Annotated in this window: 22 protein-coding genes; 7 read left to right on the forward strand and 15 right to left on the reverse strand. The window is 54.5% G+C overall.

Annotated features, from left to right (window positions below; translation table 11 throughout):
- The 9 genes from RT120_RS08565 to fkpA form a co-directional block, all read right to left on the reverse strand.
- A partial coding sequence (locus RT120_RS08565; RefSeq protein ID WP_074437493.1) for a GTP-binding protein occupies nt 1–142 on the reverse strand: 142 nt, incomplete at its 3' end.
- Between the two features lie 71 nt (nt 143–213).
- On the reverse strand, nt 214–2,328 hold the full coding sequence (gene fusA, locus RT120_RS08570; RefSeq protein ID WP_312981841.1) for an elongation factor G: 2,115 nt from the start codon (nt 2,326–2,328) through the stop codon (nt 214–216).
- Between the two features lie 97 nt (nt 2,329–2,425).
- A complete protein-coding gene (rpsG, locus tag RT120_RS08575) occupies nt 2,426–2,896 on the reverse strand; it encodes a 30S ribosomal protein S7 (protein ID WP_183170380.1) in 471 nt (156 codons plus the stop codon).
- Nucleotides 2,897–2,991: 95 nt separating this feature from the next.
- A complete protein-coding gene (gene rpsL, locus RT120_RS08580) occupies nt 2,992–3,366 on the reverse strand; it encodes a 30S ribosomal protein S12 (protein ID WP_002436309.1) in 375 nt (124 codons plus the stop codon).
- Between the two features lie 124 nt (nt 3,367–3,490).
- Nucleotides 3,491–3,778 (reverse strand): sulfurtransferase complex subunit TusB, encoded by a 288-nt coding sequence (tusB, locus tag RT120_RS08585; protein WP_312981844.1) that lies wholly within the window; start codon nt 3,776–3,778, stop codon nt 3,491–3,493.
- A 7-nt stretch (nt 3,779–3,785) separates the two neighbouring features.
- Nucleotides 3,786–4,148, reverse strand: coding sequence for a sulfurtransferase complex subunit TusC (gene tusC / locus RT120_RS08590; RefSeq protein ID WP_312981846.1), 363 nt, complete (start codon nt 4,146–4,148; stop codon nt 3,786–3,788).
- A complete protein-coding gene (gene tusD / locus RT120_RS08595; protein WP_312981847.1) occupies nt 4,148–4,534 on the reverse strand; it encodes a sulfurtransferase complex subunit TusD in 387 nt (128 codons plus the stop codon). Before tusD ends, tusC begins: the two co-directional genes overlap by 1 nt.
- Entirely contained in the window at nt 4,534–5,262 is a 729-nt protein-coding gene (locus RT120_RS08600; RefSeq protein ID WP_125292517.1) for a transcriptional regulator, read from the reverse strand. Before RT120_RS08600 ends, tusD begins: the two co-directional genes overlap by 1 nt.
- A gap of 230 nt (nt 5,263–5,492) precedes the next feature.
- Nucleotides 5,493–6,314, reverse strand: coding sequence for an FKBP-type peptidyl-prolyl cis-trans isomerase (gene fkpA / locus RT120_RS08605; RefSeq protein WP_312981848.1), 822 nt, complete (start codon nt 6,312–6,314; stop codon nt 5,493–5,495).
- A 224-nt stretch (nt 6,315–6,538) separates the two neighbouring features.
- Here fkpA and RT120_RS08610 point away from each other — a divergent pair, with 224 nt between their 5' ends.
- Nucleotides 6,539–6,757 carry a protein SlyX gene (locus RT120_RS08610; RefSeq protein ID WP_312981849.1) on the forward strand — a complete coding sequence of 73 codons (219 nt, stop codon included), beginning with the start codon at nt 6,539–6,541 and terminating at the stop codon, nt 6,755–6,757.
- 47 nt (nt 6,758–6,804) lie between these two features.
- On the opposite strand, the gene slyD is transcribed toward RT120_RS08610, so the two are convergent.
- The 4 genes from slyD to kefG form a co-directional block, all read right to left on the reverse strand.
- Nucleotides 6,805–7,398: a peptidylprolyl isomerase gene (slyD, locus tag RT120_RS08615; RefSeq protein ID WP_312981851.1), complete on the reverse strand. Its 594-nt coding sequence runs from the start codon at nt 7,396–7,398 to the stop codon at nt 6,805–6,807.
- Nucleotides 7,399–7,492: 94 nt separating this feature from the next.
- A complete protein-coding gene (locus RT120_RS08620) occupies nt 7,493–7,687 on the reverse strand; it encodes a YheV family putative zinc ribbon protein (protein WP_312981853.1) in 195 nt (64 codons plus the stop codon).
- Between the two features lie 15 nt (nt 7,688–7,702).
- Nucleotides 7,703–9,508 (reverse strand): glutathione-regulated potassium-efflux system protein KefB, encoded by a 1,806-nt coding sequence (gene kefB / locus RT120_RS08625; RefSeq protein WP_312981855.1) that lies wholly within the window; start codon nt 9,506–9,508, stop codon nt 7,703–7,705.
- Complete coding sequence (kefG, locus tag RT120_RS08630; protein ID WP_144132032.1) at nt 9,508–10,059, reverse strand: glutathione-regulated potassium-efflux system ancillary protein KefG; 552 nt, start codon at nt 10,057–10,059, stop codon at nt 9,508–9,510. Before kefG ends, kefB begins: the two co-directional genes overlap by 1 nt.
- A 206-nt stretch (nt 10,060–10,265) precedes the next feature.
- On the opposite strand from kefG, the gene RT120_RS08635 reads away from it, so the two are divergent.
- The 4 genes from RT120_RS08635 (at nt 10,266) to RT120_RS08650 (ending at nt 14,441) form a co-directional block, all read left to right on the forward strand.
- Nucleotides 10,266–12,170 (forward strand): ABC transporter ATP-binding protein, encoded by a 1,905-nt coding sequence (locus RT120_RS08635; protein ID WP_312981857.1) that lies wholly within the window; start codon nt 10,266–10,268, stop codon nt 12,168–12,170.
- A 63-nt stretch (nt 12,171–12,233) separates the two neighbouring features.
- Complete coding sequence (locus RT120_RS08640; RefSeq protein WP_312981858.1) at nt 12,234–13,250, forward strand: hydrolase; 1,017 nt, start codon at nt 12,234–12,236, stop codon at nt 13,248–13,250.
- Nucleotides 13,247–13,465: a YheU family protein gene (locus RT120_RS08645; protein WP_125292526.1), complete on the forward strand. Its 219-nt coding sequence runs from the start codon at nt 13,247–13,249 to the stop codon at nt 13,463–13,465. The genes RT120_RS08640 and RT120_RS08645 overlap by 4 nt, the downstream gene beginning before the upstream one ends.
- A 109-nt stretch (nt 13,466–13,574) precedes the next feature.
- Nucleotides 13,575–14,441 carry a phosphoribulokinase gene (locus tag RT120_RS08650; protein WP_312981860.1) on the forward strand — a complete coding sequence of 289 codons (867 nt, stop codon included), beginning with the start codon at nt 13,575–13,577 and terminating at the stop codon, nt 14,439–14,441.
- A gap of 26 nt (nt 14,442–14,467) precedes the next feature.
- On the opposite strand, the gene RT120_RS08655 is transcribed toward RT120_RS08650, so the two are convergent.
- A complete protein-coding gene (locus tag RT120_RS08655) occupies nt 14,468–14,872 on the reverse strand; it encodes an OsmC family protein (protein ID WP_161659793.1) in 405 nt (134 codons plus the stop codon).
- A 303-nt stretch (nt 14,873–15,175) separates the two neighbouring features.
- On the opposite strand from RT120_RS08655, the gene crp reads away from it, so the two are divergent.
- Both crp and RT120_RS08665 read left to right on the forward strand, forming a co-directional pair.
- Nucleotides 15,176–15,808, forward strand: a complete 633-nt coding sequence (gene crp, locus RT120_RS08660; protein ID WP_000242758.1) for a cAMP-activated global transcriptional regulator CRP — start codon at nt 15,176–15,178, stop codon at nt 15,806–15,808.
- A gap of 47 nt (nt 15,809–15,855) precedes the next feature.
- Entirely contained in the window at nt 15,856–17,952 is a 2,097-nt protein-coding gene (locus RT120_RS08665) for a YccS/YhfK family putative transporter (RefSeq protein ID WP_312981862.1), read from the forward strand.
- Here RT120_RS08665 and RT120_RS08670 read toward each other — a convergent pair.
- On the reverse strand, nt 17,942–19,159 hold the full coding sequence (locus RT120_RS08670; RefSeq protein WP_312981863.1) for an aspartate aminotransferase family protein: 1,218 nt from the start codon (nt 19,157–19,159) through the stop codon (nt 17,942–17,944). The two genes, RT120_RS08665 and RT120_RS08670, sit on opposite strands and share 11 nt — an antisense overlap.
- Nucleotides 19,160–19,187: the final 28 nt, after the last annotated feature.

Raw genomic sequence — 19,187 nt, forward strand, 5'->3', positions numbered from 1 at the left:
CGAATGCACGAGCAGAACCACCGTAGGTTTTAGCCAGAACGGTAGTGATGGCAGCAGTCAGGGTAGTTTTACCGTGGTCAACGTGGCCGATAGTACCAACGTTAACGTGCGGTTTTGTACGTTCAAATTTTTCTTTAGACACGGCTATATTCCTTACTATAGTGCTCTCCCCAACTAGAGGAGAGCACGGGACATTAGTTTTAACCCCGGGGCTTATTTGCCACGAGCTTCAATTACGGCCTGAGCAACGTTGTTCGGCGCATCATCATACTTCAGGAATTCCATAGTATAAGATGCACGACCTTTGGTCAGAGAACGCAGCTGAGTCGCATATCCGAACATTTCAGACAGCGGTACTTCAGCGTGGATCTTAACGCCAGTAACTTCAGATTCCTGACCGCGCAGCATACCACGACGACGGCTCAAGTCACCGATAACGTCACCGGTGTTCTCTTCTGGAGTTTCTACTTCAACCTTCATGATCGGCTCAAGCAGAACAGGTTTCGCTTTCTTAAAGCCTTCTTTAAAGGCGATAGAAGCGGCCAGTTTAAACGCCAGTTCAGAGGAGTCAACGTCATGGTAAGAACCGAAGTGCAGACGCACGCCCATGTCTACTACCGGGTAACCCGCCAGCGGACCAGACTTCAACTGCTCCTGGATACCTTTATCAACGGCCGGGATGTATTCGCCAGGAATTACACCGCCCTTGATGTCGTTGACGAACTCATAACCTTTCGGATTTGAGCCCGGCTCCAGCGGGTACATGTCGATAACAACATGACCGTACTGACCACGACCACCAGACTGCTTAGCGTGTTTACCTTCAATGTCGGTAACTTTCGCGCGAATCGCTTCGCGGTAAGCAACCTGAGGTTTACCCACGTTAGCTTCAACGTTGAACTCACGCTTCATGCGGTCAACGATGATGTCGAGGTGCAGTTCGCCCATACCGGCGATGATGGTCTGGTTAGACTCTTCGTCAGTCCATACGCGGAAAGACGGGTCTTCTTTAGCCAGACGGCCCAGAGCCAGACCCATTTTTTCCTGGTCAGCTTTGGTTTTCGGTTCTACGGCGATGGAGATTACCGGCTCAGGGAATTCCATACGCTCCAGAATGATCGGCGCGTTCGGATCACACAGAGTATCACCCGTAGTCACGTCTTTCAGACCGATAGCAGCCGCGATATCGCCTGCGCGAACTTCTTTAATCTCTTCACGTTTGTTAGCGTGCATCTGTACGATACGACCAAAACGCTCACGAGCCGCTTTCACGGAGTTCAGCACGGTATCACCAGAGTTAACCACGCCAGAGTACACGCGGAAGAACGTCAGGTTACCTACGAACGGGTCGGTAGCAATTTTGAACGCCAGTGCAGAGAACGGCTCGTCATCGTTAGCGTGACGCTCAGCCGGGGTATCTTTACCGTCATCTAGCATACCGTTGATCGCAGGTACGTCAGTCGGTGCCGGCAGGTAATCGATTACCGCATCCAGCATTGCCTGAACACCTTTGTTCTTAAACGCAGAACCACAGGTTACCAGGATGATTTCGTTGTTCAGAACGCGCTGACGCAGAGCTTTCTTGATTTCTTCCTCGGTCAGCTCTTCGCCGCCCAGGTATTTTTCCATCAGCTCTTCAGAAGCTTCAGCAGCAGATTCGATCAGATTCTGGTGCCATTCTTCAGCCAGATCCTGCATATCAGCCGGGATATCTTCGTATTCGAAGGTCACGCCCTGATCTGCGTCGTTCCAGTTGATGGCTTTCATTTTCACCAGGTCAACAACGCCAGTGAAACCTTCTTCAGCACCAATCGCCAGCTGCAGCGGAACCGGGTTCGCGCCCAGACGGGATTTGATCTGACCAACAACTTTCAGGAAGTTCGCACCCATACGGTCCATTTTGTTAACGAACGCGATACGTGGAACTTTGTATTTGTTTGCCTGACGCCATACGGTTTCAGACTGCGGCTGAACACCACCAACTGCGCAGTAAACCATTACCGCACCGTCAAGAACACGCATGGAACGTTCTACTTCGATGGTGAAGTCAACGTGGCCCGGGGTGTCGATGATGTTTACACGATGCGGTTCATACTGCTTAGCCATACCAGACCAGAACGCAGTAGTCGCTGCGGAGGTGATGGTGATACCACGCTCCTGCTCTTGTTCCATCCAGTCCATGGTAGCGGCGCCGTCATGAACTTCACCGATTTTATGGTTTACACCGGTGTAGAACAGAATACGTTCGGTAGTAGTGGTTTTACCGGCGTCGATGTGTGCACTGATACCGATATTACGGTAGCGTGCAATGGGTGTTGTACGAGCCATTTGATTCCTCGTTTATTGCATTAGGCGTTCAGATTAAGTTAACCAGTGCGGGCAACCCAACTGAAGCGCCCGCCTGGTGACTATCATTCCGAAGGGATTACCAACGGTAGTGTGCGAACGCCTTGTTGGCTTCGGCCATACGGTGAACGTCTTCACGTTTCTTCACTGCAGTACCTTTATTGTCTGCAGCGTCAGTGAGTTCGTTCGCCAGGCGCAGAGCCATGGATTTATCACCGCGTTTACGAGCAGCTTCAACGATCCAACGCATTGCCAGGGCATTACGACGGACCGGACGAACTTCAACCGGAACCTGATAAGTTGAACCACCAACGCGGCGAGACTTAACTTCTACAGTCGGGCGCACGTTTTCGAGAGCAACTTCGAAAGCTTCCAGTTCAGATTTACCAGAGCGTTGAGCCAGGGTCTCAAGAGCACTGTATACGATTGATTCTGCAGTAGATTTTTTACCATCTACCATCAGGATATTTACAAATTTAGCCAGCAGTTCTGATCCGAACTTCGGATCCGGCAGAATTTTACGCTGACCAATGACGCGACGACGTGGCATGGAAATACTCCGTTGTTAATTCAGGATTGTCCAAAACTCTACGAGTTTAGTTTGACAGTAATATAAAACGTTTGGCCTTACTTAACGGAGAACCATTAAGCCTTAGGACGCTTCACGCCGTACTTGGAGCGAGCTTGCTTACGGTCTTTAACGCCGGAGCAGTCAAGCGCACCGCGAACGGTGTGGTAACGAACACCCGGGAGGTCTTTAACACGACCGCCACGGATCAGGATCACGGAGTGCTCCTGCAGGTTGTGACCTTCACCACCGATGTAGGAAGTCACTTCAAAACCGTTTGTCAGACGAACACGGCACACTTTACGCAGAGCGGAGTTCGGTTTTTTCGGAGTGGTGGTATATACACGGGTACATACACCACGTTTTTGCGGGCATGCTTCCAGCGCTGGCACGTTGCTTTTTGCAACTTTGCGAGAGCGTGGTTTGCGTACCAGCTGGTTAACTGTTGCCATTAAATAGCTCCTGGTTTTAGCTTTTGCTTCGTAAACACGTAATAAATCGACCTCATATAATATGAGGACGCAGAATTTTATGGCTCTGTCGAAAAGGAGTCAAGAAATATACAGCGATCTCAGGCTACCAGTTCATCTGACTTGGATGCTTAATGGCTAATCTGACGAAGTCATTATAGCTAACCCTGCCAATATCGGTCGAAATTTGACCACTCAAACCTCGCGCAAGAATGTCATTTTCCAGCGCGTGAAGAGATATGGGGGCGTGCTGTAATAATTCAAGGAAAGAGGAGCCTGCGATACCGGCCGCTACGCCGTCCTGAATCAGCAGTACATCGTCGCCAGAGGCGAGCATCCGCAGGAAGTGATTGAAATCCATCTGCCAGGGTGAGCGCGTTAAGGTATGCAGCATTGAAACCTCAAAAACGTAAAATCACATCGTATTGGTTAAGCGTGTCCCGTAATTGCGCGCTGCCCAGCATTTCTGCCTTCACCACAAACTCACTGGCGTCCGGGTTTAGTCCACGCTCGCGCAGCGAGTCGGCGCACAGCCAGCAGTTCTCAATATCATAGAGCGCCAGCAGTTTGAAGGTAGCGATATAATCGCGGGCCAGGATCTCTGCGGGCTGCTGCCCTGCCAGGATTTGAAAAACGCCGTCGCCGGTAAAGAAAACGCCGATCTCATCACTCAGCGCCGATGTCGCTAACAGCGCATCCAGGCCTTCGCGCCCTGCTGAAGAGCCATGTGGGGCAGAGGCAAAAACAAACGCGACACGTTTCATTAGAATTGCACCATACGATCGCTGGTCAACGCCGCCTCAGCCAGTGCGCCAAGACCGCTTAACCGAAACCCCGGCTGAAGGTTCGCGCCCGGCAAATTAAGCTGCTGCGCCTGTTCTTTATCGGTAATGCCGCGCCGCAACGCCGCTGCGACGCAAATATGCAGCGCAACGCCGCGCTCTTCGCTTAAACGCTGCCAGGCTCGCACTATATCGAATTCGTCGCTGGCAGGAGATGTCAGTTGGTTCGCGTTGTATACGCCTTCCCGATAAAAGAAGACGCTTTCCACGCTGTGCCCTTCGTCGAACGCCGCCAGGGCAAACTGATAAGCGCTACTGGCTTGCTGTGTGCCATACGCCGGGCCAGTGACCATAAGCGCAAAACGCATTAGCGCTCTTGCCCGGTAAAGTCGCCGCTCTTGAACTGGCGAATATAGAGGTAAACCGTGTGCTTGGAGATGTTCAACCGATCGGCGACCTGGTTGATAGCGTCTTTAATATCAAAAATGCCTTTCTCATAAAGGTTCAGCACAATCTGGCGGTTCTTGGCGTTGTTGGAGACGTTGCGATCGGCATTGACCTCTTCAATGGTGAACTCCAGCGTCTGCATCACCAGGTCTTCCACCGAGGAAGCGAAGTTAACCGAGGACGGCACTTCCTGGTCCTGGGTTTCCGGCGGCACAAAGGTACTCATAATCTGTGAGAACGGCACGTCAAGGTTCATATTGATGCACAACAGGCCAATCACCCGCTGATCGCGGTTACGAATAGCAATCGTCACCGACTTCATCAGTACGCCGCTTTTGGCGCGGGTGAAATAGCACTTCGACACGCTACTGTCAGCGCCGGTCATATCATGCAACATACGCAGCGCCAGATCGGTAATTGGCGATCCAATTTTTCGTCCGGTGTGTTCGCCATTGGCGATGCGGATGGCGGAGCATTTCAGGTCCTGCAAAGAGTGCAACACGATTTCGCAATGTGAGCCAATCAGCATAGCTAACCCGTCCACTACCGCTTCATAGGATTTGAGGATATCGAAATCAGTTTGATCAAAAGGACGCTGATCCAGTAAATCGAGTTCACTGGTCTCGTTGGTCAAAAGCGAATTGGACATGAAAGAATACCACCCTATACATAGAGCCTGTCGTATTTAGGTGTCAGGGCAGACTCATCACTCAGTTGTTACGCAAACAGATAAAGTAATACAGCGTCAGACGTGTTTGCCAGTTTTAATTATACCGTTATCTTTCAGGTTGCGTGCGCCCTGGTCCGAAACATAACGGACAGCTCCCGTCTGGCAAATAAAAAACCGCCGCCTGGCAGGCGGCGGTTTCAAACGGTTGCTTACTTCTTAGCGTCGTCGCCAGCAGCAGCTTTGCCCTCTGCTGCGGCTTCCGGCGCGGCATCAGCTTTCGATGCCGGCTTGATATCCAGCAGTTCTACGTCAAAGACCAGCGTAGAGTTGGCAGGAATACCCGGAACGCCGTTTTTACCGTAAGCCAGCTCCGGTGGGATAACCAGCTTGATTTTACCGCCTTTCTTGATGTTTTTCAGGCCTTCAGTCCAGCCCGGGATCACACCGTCAAGACGGAAGGAGAGCGGTTCGCCACGGGTGTAAGAGTTATCAAACTCCTTACCGTCGACCAGCGTGCCTTTATAGTTAACCACGACGGTATCGCTGTCTTTCGGCGCATCGCCAGTACCGGCTTTTTCAACTTTATACAGCAGGCCAGTAGAAGAGGTTTTCACGCCTTTCTCTTTGGCAAAAGTATCACGATAGGCTTTGCCCTTATCGGCATTTTCTTTCGCGTCTTTTTCCATCTTCTCTTGCGCGGATGCTTTCACGCGGGCTTCAAACGCCTGGAGAGTCTGCTCAATTTCCTGATCGGAAAGTTTGCTCTTATCTGCAAATGCGTCCTGAACACCGGCAATCAGCTGTGCTTTATCTAATTTGATGCCCAGCTTTTCTTGTTCTTTTAAGGAGTTCTCCATGTAACGACCCAGCGAAGCACCCAGCGCATAAGCTGATTTCTGGTCGTCGTTTTGGAATGCTGATTTGCTCTCAGCAGTTGCAGCAGGCGCGGCCGCAGGAGCAGCAAACGCAGGTGCATTCAGAGCAACGGCCATGGTGGTCGCCAACAGCGTGACTTTAAACAGTGATTTCATCCATTTCTCCAGAACCGAGGCCTCTCACCCCGGTTTTATATCAGCAAAGAGGCTTACTATAACGTCGCGGAAGAAATCTACACAATCTTCGGGACCGTTATAGGATCAAAATGAGACTATTTTTGTGTGCAGAAGTTTCATCCACGGCAAATCACCGCTGCAAGCGCTCTGTTTTTTCGCGTAAAATCACAAAATATGTTTAAACGCTGTCAGAGAGGATAGTCATGCAGCATCAATCGACCGAACAACGGCTGGCAGAACTTGAAAGTCGTCTTGCATTTCAGGAAATTACCATCGAAGAGTTAAACCAGACGGTAACCGCGCACGAGCTGGAAATGGTTAAACTGCGTGAGCATTTACGGCTGTTGGTGGATAAGCTGAAAGCCACCCAACCTTCGATGATTGCGTCGCAGTCTGAAGAAACGCCTCCGCCGCACTATTAATTCCGACCAATAAAAAAGGCAGCCAGGCTGCCTTTTTCGTTTAGCGCTTAGTGGCAGCCACAGCCGCCGTTGCCGCCGCAACCGCCTTTGCCATGCTCATGACCGTGGTCATGGCCGTGGCCACCGCAGCAGCCGTCGTGACCATGGTCGTGGTCGTGATCGTGGTCATGCCCGTGCGCACCGTGAACGTGGCCATGAGCCAGTTCTTCTTCGGTCGCTTCGCGGATTGCAACAACTTCCACATTGAATTTCAGATTCTGGCCAGCCAGCATGTGGTTGCCATCAACCACAACATGGTCATCTTCCACTTCAGTGATTTCAACCGGAACCGGGCCCTGGTCAGTTTCAGCCAAGAAACGCATGCCAACCTGCAGCTCGTCAACGCCCATGAACACGTCTTTCGGTACGCGCTGTACCAGATTTTCGTCGTACTGACCGTAAGCGTCATTCGCGCCAACAGCAACGTCGAATTTATCGCCAACGTCATGGCCTTCCAGCGCATTTTCCAGACCGGAAATCAGTGAGCCATGACCATGAAGATAGTCCAGCGGTGCACTCACCGGAGACTCATCCACCAATACACCGTCTTCTGTACGTACCTGATAGGCCAGGCTGACCACCAGGTCTTTTGCTACTTTCATGATATCTCCTGAGCGTGGAAAAATTTCTGGCGCCGATTGTAACGGAAATCGACGCCTGTGTACCCCTAAGCTTAAAAAAAGCGGGTGGATCGCGCTAGTCGGGATGGAAAATCCCTATCACCTGTTCTTGCTCGCGCACATGCGGCTGGGCGGATTTATCCGCTTCGCGCATCTGATGCCCGCACTTAACGCATTCAACTATATCGACATTGTTTTCGCGCCACATCGCCAGCGAATCTTGCGCCTGGCAGGACGGGCAGACCGCCCCGGCTATAAATCTTTTTCGCACTGCCGTACCTCGTTGTTACTCAAACTCATCCCAACCATCAAACTGCCGCCGCTCCAGCTGCATTTCGCGCTGGAAGATCTCTTCCAGTTCGCGGCGGGCTTCGCGCACGCGGGATATCTGCGCGGTATCGGTATGGATCGGCATCAATTCCCGCAGCATCCGCATATCCAGCCGACGAAAATGAAGCTGCGCGCGCTGGGCCTGATGGGGATGCAGCCCCACCGATATTAACGCTTTGCGGCCAAGCTCAAGCGCACTGGAGAACGTCTCGCGGGAAAACTGCGTGACGCCCGCCTGCAACAGCTCATGCGCTTCAACGCGCCCCCGCGCACGAGCCAGAATCGCCAGATGAGGGAAATGCTGTTGGCAAAGATGCACAATCTTTAGGGTATCTTCCGGCTCATTGCTGGTGATGACAATGGATTTTGCTTGTTCCGCCCCAGCAGAACGCAAAAGCTCGAGTTGTGTCGCATCCCCGTAGTAAACCTTATAGCCATATTTGCGCATCAAATTGACGCTGCTAATATCGCGCTCCAGCACCGTAATACGCATCTTGTTGGCCATCAGCAAGCGTCCGATCACCTGACCGAAGCGCCCAAAGCCCACGACGATCACCTGCGGCTTATCATCCTCCACCCAGGGTTGCTCATCACTATCCTCAGGTTCGTTGAACCGACGTGCCAGATGCTTATCAATGCGCTTCATTAATAGCGGCGTCGTCATCATTGATAGCGTCACGGTGACCAGTAGCAGCGCCATCTGGTCCCCCTGAAATAACCGCTGCGATGACGCCGTCGAAAACAGCACAAACGCAAATTCGCCGCCCTGGCTGAGCACGCCGGAAAACTGCAACCGCTCCGAATTACGCAACCCGTAGATATGGGCGAGGCCGTAAAGCACCGCCATTTTCACCGCCACCAGAATAGCGACGCCTGCCACCACCAGCAGAATATGGGTATAGAGCACGCCGAGATTAAGCGCCATGCCGACGGAGATAAAAAACAGTCCCAGCAATAAGCCCTTGAAGGGATCGATAGCGATTTCCAGCTCATGGCGGTACTCGCTTTCCGCCAACAAGATCCCGGCGATAAATGTCCCCAGCGCCATCGACAGGCCTAGCGCGTCCATAAACAGCGCCGAACCCAGCACCAGCAGCAGCGTCGCGGCAGTAAATACCTCGCGGACGCCGGAGCTGGCAATAAAGCGAAACACCGGGCGCAGTAGATAGCGGCCGCCAATCAGCATCCCGGCGAACGCCAGCACCTTCAGGCCGACTTTAGCCCAGTCGAGATGCTCATCGGCATTGCCCGCCAGCAGCGGCACCAGGGCCAGCGCCGGGATCACCGCCAAATCCTGGAACAGCAGCACTGAAAAACCCAGTTGCCCGGACTCGCTGCGGTTCATGCCTTTTTCACGCATTAGCTGTAGCGCCATGGCGGTAGAGGACATCGCCAGGCCAATCCCGCCGACAATCGCCGCCTGCCAGGAGAATTTGGTCAGTATCAGCAACACCGCTAAGATACCTGCGCTGAGCAACACCTGCGCCGCGCCCACGCCGAATATCGAGCGCCGCAGTTGCCATAGTTTGGCCGGGTTCAGTTCCAGCCCGATGATAAACATCAGGAACACCACGCCCAGCTCAGAGAAGTGAAGGATCTCATCGACGTCGCTGATAAAACCCAGCCCCCACGGGCCGATGGCAATCCCCGCCAGCAAATAGCCCAACACCGCGCCAATGCCCAGCCGCGCCGCCAGCGGCACGGCCACCACCGCCGCGAATAAAAACAGCACGCCTGCTAACAACAGATCCGTGCCTTCCATTATCGACCTCCCGGAATGCGCGGCGACGCCAGCCATTCGCCATAGGCTTTGGCATGGTTTTCTAATTCCGCCAGCGCCTGGCGACGCGCCCAGTAGACGATCATCGGCGATAGCCACTGCATATGGCACATGGCCGCCGTCAGTTCAAAGGGACGAAGTATTTCACTGAGAGAGTAGCGATTAAAACCATCACCGCGATAAGCGCCTTCCGGCTCGCCGGTGGTGATCACGCTACGCCAGTACTTTCCCGCAAGCTGATTCCCTCCCGGTCCGCTGGCAAAGCCGCGGCTAAGTACCCGGTCGAGCCACTCTTTAAGCAATGCGGGGCAACTGTAGGTATAAAGCGGGTGTTGAAACACAATGACGTCGTGCGCCAACAGCAGTTCCTGTTCGCGGGGGATATCAATAAAAAAGTCTGGATAGTGTGCATAGAGATCGTGCACGGTAACATTTGCAAGTTGCGAAGCCGGCTTAAGCAGAACCCGGTTAGCCACCGAGTCCTGGGATTCCGGATGGGCATACAGCAGCAACACTTTCGCTGTGTCTGACATCATTCCCCTCCCGGGCGTATTACTTTTCTCTTTCTGACGGGCACGCAACAGCCTGCGCCGCCGATCTTCTTGCCGCGATGGCGCAGCCAGAATGATTTTGTGTATCGTCTTCTTTTTGGGCTACCATTGCGGCCCGGTGCGGCAAATCGCCCACACCTTACATTATCATAATGACAAATTAACATAGTCAGAACATACGGCGCTCTATGATTGTATTCTCCTCGTTGCAAATTCGTCGCGGCACACGCGTACTGCTGGATAACGCGACTGCTACCATCAACCCCGGCCAAAAAGTGGGGCTGGTGGGTAAAAACGGCTGTGGTAAATCCACCCTGCTGTCGCTGTTGAAAAGCGAAATCACCGCCGACGGGGGGAGCTACACCTTTCCGGGCAACTGGCAGCTCGCCTGGGTAAACCAGGAAACCCCTGCCCTCGCCGTCCCGGCCATTGAATACGTGATCGACGGCGATCGCGAATACCGCCAGTTTGAGCGCGAGCTTAACGACGCCAACGTCCGCAATGACGGTCACGCCATCGCCACCGCGCACGGCAAACTCGACGCCATAAATGCCTGGTCGATCCGCGCCCGCGCCGCCAGTCTGTTGCACGGATTAGGCTTCAGTAACGAGCAGCTTGACCGCCCGGTTAGCGATTTCTCCGGCGGCTGGCGGATGCGCCTTAACCTGGCGCAGGCGCTGATCTGCCGTTCCGACCTGCTGCTGCTCGATGAACCCACCAACCACCTGGACCTGGACGCGGTTATCTGGCTGGAAAAATGGCTGAAAAGCTATCAGGGAACGCTGATTTTGATTTCCCACGACCGTGACTTCCTCGATCCGGTGGTGGATAAAATCATTCATATCGAGCAGCAGACGATGTTCGAATACACCGGCAACTACAGCTCGTTCGAGCGCCAGCGCGCCACGCGCCTTGCGCAGCAGCAGTCGATGTATGAAAGCCAGCAGCAGCGCGTGGCGCACCTGCAAAGCTTTATTGACCGTTTTAAAGCCAAAGCCTCCAAAGCGAAGCAGGCCCAGAGCCGCATCAAAATGCTCGAGCGCATGGAGCTGATTTTGCCGGCGCACGTCGACAACCCGTTCCACTTTAGTTTTCGCGCCCCGGAAAGCCTGCCCAACCCGCTGCTGAAAATGGAAATAGTGAGCGCGGGCTATGGCGATAAAACGATTCTCGACTCAATTAAACTCAACCTGGTGCCGGGCTCGCGCATCGGTTTGCTGGGCCGTAACGGCGCGGGTAAATCAACGCTGATCAAACTGCTGGCGGGCGAACTGGCTCCGATGCAGGGCGAAATCGGTCTGGCGAAAGGTATCAAGCTGGGTTACTTCGCCCAGCACCAGTTGGAGTTTTTGCGTGCCGACGAGTCGCCGCTCCAGCACCTGGCGCGTATTGCACCGCGTGAACTGGAACAGCAGCTGCGCGATTACCTCGGCGGATTCGGTTTCCAGGGCGATAAGGTTAGCGAGAATACCGAACGCTTCTCCGGCGGCGAAAAAGCGCGCCTGGTGCTGGCGCTGATCGTCTGGCAGCGCCCTAACCTGCTGCTGCTTGATGAACCGACCAACCACCTCGATCTGGATATGCGCCAGGCATTGACCGATGCGCTGATTGAATTTGAAGGCGCGCTGGTGGTGGTCTCGCACGACCGCCATTTACTGCGTTCTACCACCGATGACCTGTATCTGGTGCATGACGGCAAAGTGGAAGCCTTCGACGGCGATCTGGAAGATTACCAGAAGTGGTTAAGCGACCTGCAAAAGCAGGAAAGCCAGCCGGCAGAAGCCGCAAAAGACAACGCCAACAGCGCCCAATCGCGTAAAGATCAGAAGCGCCGTGAGGCAGAGCTGCGCACCCTGACGCAGCCGCTGCGCAAAGAGATTATGCGTCTCGAAAAGCTGATGGAAAAACTCCAGCAGCAGCTTGCCGATGTGGAAGAACAGCTTGGCGACAGCACGTTATACGATCAAAGCCGTAAGGCCGATTTAACGGACTGCCTGCAACGCCAGGCCAAAACCAAAGGCGACCTGGAAAACTGCGAAATGGAATGGCTGGACGCTCAGGAGCAGTTGGAGCAACTGCTTCAGGAGCCATAATCACCGATGCCCTTCTTCGGCCAGCATCACGGGAAGGGCGAATACTCACGATGAACCTGTGCTATGGCTGAAATTACTCCTGCGGATTTAACCGAGAACGAAGAGACGTCGCGCCATTTTCGGCCTATGCCGGGCGTGCGCAATCCTCATCTGCAAACCATGCTGCCGCGCATCCTGCGGCGGCGGCTCCAGTTCACCCCGGTATGGCAGCGGCTGGATACGCCCGATGGCGATTTTGTCGATCTGGCCTGGAGCGAAGATCCAGAACAGGCGCGCCATAAACCCCGGCTGGTGATTTTCCACGGTCTGGAAGGCAGCCTGAACAGCCCTTACGCCCACGGACTGATCCAGGCGGCGAAAGCCCGCGGCTGGCTGGGGGTGGTAATGCATTTCCGGGGATGCAGCGGTGAACCGAATCGCATGCACCGCATTTACCATTCCGGCGAAACCGAAGACGGCCGCTGGTTTCTGGAGTGGGTCGCGCAACAGTTTGGCGAGCAGCCCACCGCGGCGGTAGGTTTTTCTCTCGGCGGCAATATGCTGGGCTGCATGTTGGCGAAGTATCCACAACTGCCGGTCAACGCGGCGGTGATTGTCTCCGCGCCGTTTGTGCTGGAACATTGCTGCTACCATATGGAAAAAGGCTTTTCCCGGGTCTATCAGCACTACCTGTTGAATTTGCTTAAGGCCAATGCCTCGCGCAAGCTGCTGGCTTATCCGGGTACGCTGCCGGTAGATATAGCCCAGTTGAAAGGGATCCGCCGCCTGCGTGAATTCGACGATTTGATCACCTCAAAAGCCCACGGTTTTGACGACGCCATCGATTATTACCGGCGCTGTAGCGCGATGCCGCTGCTGGCGTCGATTACCCAGCCTACACTTATCATTCATGCGCAGGACGACCCGTTTATGGATAGCCACGTTATCCCAGATATCGCCCAGCTACCGGCCAATATCGAATACCAGTTGACCGAATATGGCGGGCACGTGGGATTCGTAGGCGGTACCGCCCTGCGTCCGAAAATGTGGCTTGAAGCGCGCATTCCCGACTGGCTCACACCTTATCTGGATAAACCATGATTATTCCCTGGCAATCCCTCGACCCGGAAACGCTTGAAAACCTCATTGAAGCTTTTGTCTTGCGGGAAGGCACCGATTATGGTGAACATGAACGCTCGCTCAGCGATAAAGTCTCTCAGGTAAAGCACCAACTGGAACGCGGCGACGCGGTTCTGGTGTGGTCGGAACTGCATGAAACGGTCAACATCATGCCGCGCGATCAGTTTCGGGGGTAAGACCGCTCGCTGAACAATAAAAACCACTGGCGGCAGATCAGACCGCCAGAACTCATTCGCCTTGCACGGGTCTTATTTTCACGTCGCTACCCTAAGGAGTTGTTCCGCTATGTCTGCCCAACATCCGATCATCGCCGTTACCGGCTCCAGCGGGGCCGGGACCACCACCACCAGCCTCGCCTTTCGTAAGATTTTCGCCCAGCTCAACCTGCATGCCGCTGAAGTGGAAGGGGACAGCTTTCATCGCTATACCCGCCCTGAAATGGATATGGCGATCCGCAAAGCGCGCGACGTGGGCAGGCACATCAGCTATTTCGGGCCGGAGGCCAACGACTTTGGCCTGCTGGAACAGACTTTTAATCAGTACGGGCAAACCGGTACCGGGCAATCGCGTAAATATCTGCATACCTATGACGAAGCCGTACCCTGGAACCAGGTACCGGGTACTTTTACCCCCTGGCAACCGTTGCCCGAACCCACGGACGTGCTGTTTTACGAAGGGTTGCATGGCGGCGTGGTGACGCCCCATCATGATGTCGCGCGCCATGTGAATTTGCTGGTGGGCGTGGTGCCGATCGTCAACCTGGAATGGATCCAGAAGCTCATCCGTGACACCAGCGAACGCGGGCACTCCCGTGAAGCGGTGATGGATTCGGTCGTGCGTTCGATGGAAGACTACATCAACTTCATCACGCCGCAGTTCTCGCGTACCCATATTAACTTCCAGCGTGTCCCCACCGTTGATACATCAAACCCGTTTGCCGCGAAGGCAATTCCTTCGCTGGATGAGAGCCTGGTGGTGATTCACTTCAGGAACCTGGAAGGGATCGATTTCCCCTGGCTGCTGGCCATGTTGCAGGGCTCATTCATTTCCCACATCAATACATTAGTGGTGCCAGGCGGGAAAATGGGGTTGGCGATGGAGCTGATCATGCTGCCGCTGGTAAAAAGAATCATGGAAGGGCGAAAAATTTAAGGCGGCAACGCCGCCTTATTAAGCACTTATCCTTCAATCACTTCGTAGGAATGGGTGACGTTCACCGCTTTTTCCAGCATCAAGGCGACTGAACAATATTTCTCTGCCGACAGATCTACCGCACGGGACACCGCCGCGTCTTTTAACGCTTTACCGGTCACGATGAAATGCAGGTTGATGTGGGTAAAGTAGCGCGGCGCTTCTTCACGGCGCTCGGAGGTCAATTTCACCTCGCAGTCGGTGATGTCATGACGTCCTTTCTGAAGGATCGACACCACATCAATGGCGCTGCAACCGCCCGCCGCCATTAATACCATTTCCATCGGGCTGGGCGCTTTGTCACCGGAGTTGCCGTCCATTAAAACCTGGTGTCCTGAGGCGGACTCACCGAGAAAAGTTAACCCTTCTACCCACTTCACTCTTGCCTGCATTTTGGTTACTCCAGTGTTTCAAAATTACTGACAGATTACGCGGCTGTAACAAAACGCGCAACGGATGAGAGCCAGGTCAAGCTGAAACGAGACAATAGGAGACACTCACGTAAAGCTATGCTAAAACAGTCGGATGCTACAGCGATACATTGATGTAATGCATGTGTGCATACGACCACACCTATTACAGGCCACAGGACGTTAAAGGCCCCTTCTCCGGCCAGGAGAAGAGACGATTGCAAAAACCCAGAGGGTTATTATTGTTGCTCTCTGGAGTCAGCTTAAAACAGAGGATAACCGCGCATGGTGCTTGGCAAACCGCAAACAGACCCGACTCTCGAATGGTTCTTGTCTCATTGCCATATTCATAAGTACCCATCGAAGAGCACGCTGATTCACCAGGGTGAAAAGGCGGAAACGTTGTATTACATCGTTAAAGGCTCCGTGGCAGTGCTGATTAAAGATGAAGAGGGCAAGGAAATGATCCTCTCTTATCTGAATCAGGGCGATTTCATCGGCGAACTGGGATTGTTCGAAGAAGGTCAGGAACGCAGTGCCTGGGTTCGCGCCAAAACGGCGTGTGAAGTGGCAGAAATCTCTTATAAAAAATTCCGTCAGCTGATTCAGGTTAACCCTGACATCCTGATGCGTCTGTCTTCGCAGATGGCGCGCCGTCTGCAGGTGACGTCAGAGAAAGTGGGCAACCTCGCCTTCCTTGATGTCACTGGCCGCATCGCACAAACGCTGCTGAATCTGGCCAAACAGCCGGATGCCATGACCCACCCGGATGGTATGCAGATCAAAATTACCCGTCAGGAGATCGGCCAGATCGTCGGCTGCTCCCGCGAAACCGTTGGCCGCATTTTGAAAATGCTTGAAGATCAAAACCTGATCTCCGCCCACGGTAAGACCATTGTGGTTTACGGTACCCGCTAAACCCTGCGAAACGGCGTGGCAACACGCCGTCTCATCCGATCTCACCCATGTGGCGACGCCTGATCTACCACCCCGAAATCAACTACGCACTTCGTCAAACCCTGGTGTTGTGTTTGCCTGTGGCGGTGGGTCTGGTTCTGGGCCATCTGCAACAAGGTCTCCTGTTCTCCCTCGTTCCCGCCTGCTGCAACATCGCTGGCCTGGACACCCCGCACAAGCGCTTCTTTAAACGCCTGGTTATTGGCGGGTCACTGTTCGCGCTCAGCAGCCTGGCGATGCAGTTACTGCTGCTTAACGCCGTGCCGCTGCCACTGGCGCTCTCCGGGCTGGCGCTGATCCTGGGCGTAACGGCGGAAATCAGTCCGCTTCATGCTCGCCTGCTCCCGGCGTCGCTTATTGCAGCGATATTCACACTCAGCCTGGCGGGCTATATGCCGATGTGGGAGCCGCTGCTGCTGTATGCCTTGGGCACGCTGTGGTATGGGCTGTTTAACTGGTTCTGGTTCTGGGTGTGGCGCGAACAGCCGCTGCGCGAAACCCTGAGCCTGCTGTACCGCCAGTTGGCGGAATATTGCGAAGCCAAATACAGCCTGCTGACCCAGCATACCGATCCGCAAAGCGCGTTGCCGCCGCTGCTGGCACGCCAGCAAAAAACCGTCGACTTGATTACCCAGTGTTATCAGCAGCTACATATGCTGTCGACCGGTAAGCATCACGGCTATAAACGCCTGCTGCGCACTTTCCAGATCGCGCTGGATTTGCAGGAGCATATTTCCGTCAGCCTGCATCAGCCCGAAGAGGTGCAGAAACTGGTGCGCGAAAGCCACGCCGAGGCGGTGATCCGCTGGAATGCCCAGACGGTGGCGGCCCGCCTGCGGGAACGCGCCGACGATATCCTGTATCACCGTTACCCGAAGCGCTTTGAAATGGATAAGCAGATTGGCGCGCTGGAAAAAATTGCCCGCCAGCACCCCGATAACCCGGTGGGACAGTTCTGCGAATACCATTTCAGCCGTATCGCCAGAGTGCTGAAATCCCAGCGTCCACTGTATTCGCGCGATCTGATGGAAGATAAGCAGCGCCGCCTGCCCGTGCTGCGCGCGTTGAAAAGCTATCTGTCATTGAAGTCCACCGCCCTGCGCAGTTCCGCCCGTATCGCGGTGATGCTGAGCATTGCCAGCCTGGTGGGTAGCGCCCTGCACCTACCGAAACCCTACTGGATTTTAATGACCGTGATGTTCGTGACCCAGAACGGCTACGGCGCCACGCGGGTGCGTATTCTCCACCGAGCGGGCGGCACCATGGCCGGGCTTATCATCGCCGGGATCACTCTGCACTATCACGTTGCCGATGGCTACACCCTGCTGGCGATGTTGGTCATCACCATCGTGAGCTATCTCATCATCCGCAAAAATTACGGCTGGGCGACTATCGGCTTTACCGTCACGGCGGTGTATAGCCTGCAACTGCTCTCCCTGAGCGGGGAGCAGTATATTCTGCCGAGACTGATTGATACCTTGATTGGCTGCCTGATCGCCTTTGGCGGCATGGTGTGGTTGTGGCCCCAGTGGCAAAGCGGCCTGCTGCGTAAAAACGCTCACGATGCGCTGGAGGCAGACCAGAAAGCGATACGCTTGATCCTCAGTGACGACCCGCAACCTACGCCGCTGGCCTGGCAGCGCATGCTGGTCAACCAGGCGCATAACGCGTTGTACAATTCGCTGAACCAGGCGATGCAGGAACCGGGATTCAATACCCGCTATCTGGAAGAGATGAAGCTGTGGGTGACCCACAGCCAGTTTATCGTCGAGCATATTAATGCGATGACCACTATGGCGCGGGAACACACCATGCTGACGCGTGACCTGGCGCAGCGCTATTTGCAGTCCTGCGAAATTGCGCTCCAGCGCTGCCAGCAGCGGCTGGAATATGACGAGCCGGGGGAAACCAAAGACGCGGTGATCCTGGATATGCCGGAAGCCCTGTCTCAGGGGCCGTTAAGCGTGCTGGAACAGCATCTCCAGCGGATACTCGGCCATCTCGACACCATGCACACCATTTCGTCAGTAGCATGGCGTCAGCGGCCGCATCATGGGATCTGGCTAAACCGGCGGCTCAATAATCCGAAAGCGGTTAACGACTGACTTTCGCAACGGCCTGCGCGAAGCGCGTCATGCCTTCATCGATATCGGCACTTTCAACCACCAGCGATGGCGCGAAGCGCATCACATCCGGGCCAGCGTTCAGCACCATCACGCCCGCTTCTGCCGCCGCGTGCAAAAACTCACGCGCACGGCCTTTGTACTGCGGTTTAAGCTCGGCGCCAATCAGTAGCCCCATGCCGCGAATGTCGCTGAACACGTCGTACTGCGCGTCAATTTGCTCAAGATGCTTCACGAACTGGGCACGTTTTTGGTTCACGCCAGCCAGTACATCCGGGGTATTGATGATATCGAACGCCGCGCCGGCTACCGCACAGGCTAACGGGTTGCCGCCGTAAGTGGAGCCGTGAGAGCCTACATGGAACGCCGAGGCGATATCCTGAGTGGTCAACATTGCACTGATCGGGAAACCGCCGCCCAGGGCTTTGGCGCTGGTGAGGATATCCGGCGTCACGCCGTAATGCATGTAAGCGAACAGATCGCCGGTACGGCCCATGCCGCACTGCACTTCATCAAACACCAACAGCGCCTGATGTTTGTCGCACAACTCGCGCAGGCCCTTTAAGAATTCCGGGGTCGCCGCCGTCACGCCGCCTTCGCCCTGAATCGGCTCCACCACAATGGCGCAGGTGTGATCGTCAATCACTGCTTCCACCGCATGCAGATCGTTAAACGGCACGTGGATAATATCTGCCGGTTTCGGGCCGAAGCCGTCAGAATATTTCGGCTGCCCGCCGACCGACACGGTAAACAGCGAACGGCCATGGAAAGCGTTATGGAAGGCGATGATTTTGGTTTTATACGGGCTGTGGCGGGTAGAGGCGTAATAGCGCGCCAGTTTGAACGCGGTCTCATTGGCTTCGGTGCCCGAGTTCATAAACAGTACGCGCTCGGCAAAGGTCGCGTTGATAATTTTGCGACCCAGGCGCAGCGCTGGTTCATTGGTAAACACGTTGCTGGTGTGCCACAGCGTTTCGCCCTGGTTTTTTAATGCCTCCACCAGCGCCGGATGGCAGTGACCCAGCGCCGTGACCGCAATCCCGCCGGCAAAATCAACGTACTCTTTACCCTGCTGATCCCATACGCGGCTGCCCTGCCCTTTTACCGGGATAAACTCAGCCGGTGCATAGACTGGCAGAATAACGTCGTCAAAAGTCGCCCGGGTAATTGCAGTCTGTTCATTTGCCATCTTATGCCCATCCGTTTATGCAAAATCT

This window comes from Atlantibacter sp., assembly GCF_032062175.1.
Classification (GTDB): Bacteria; Pseudomonadota; Gammaproteobacteria; order Enterobacterales; family Enterobacteriaceae; genus Atlantibacter.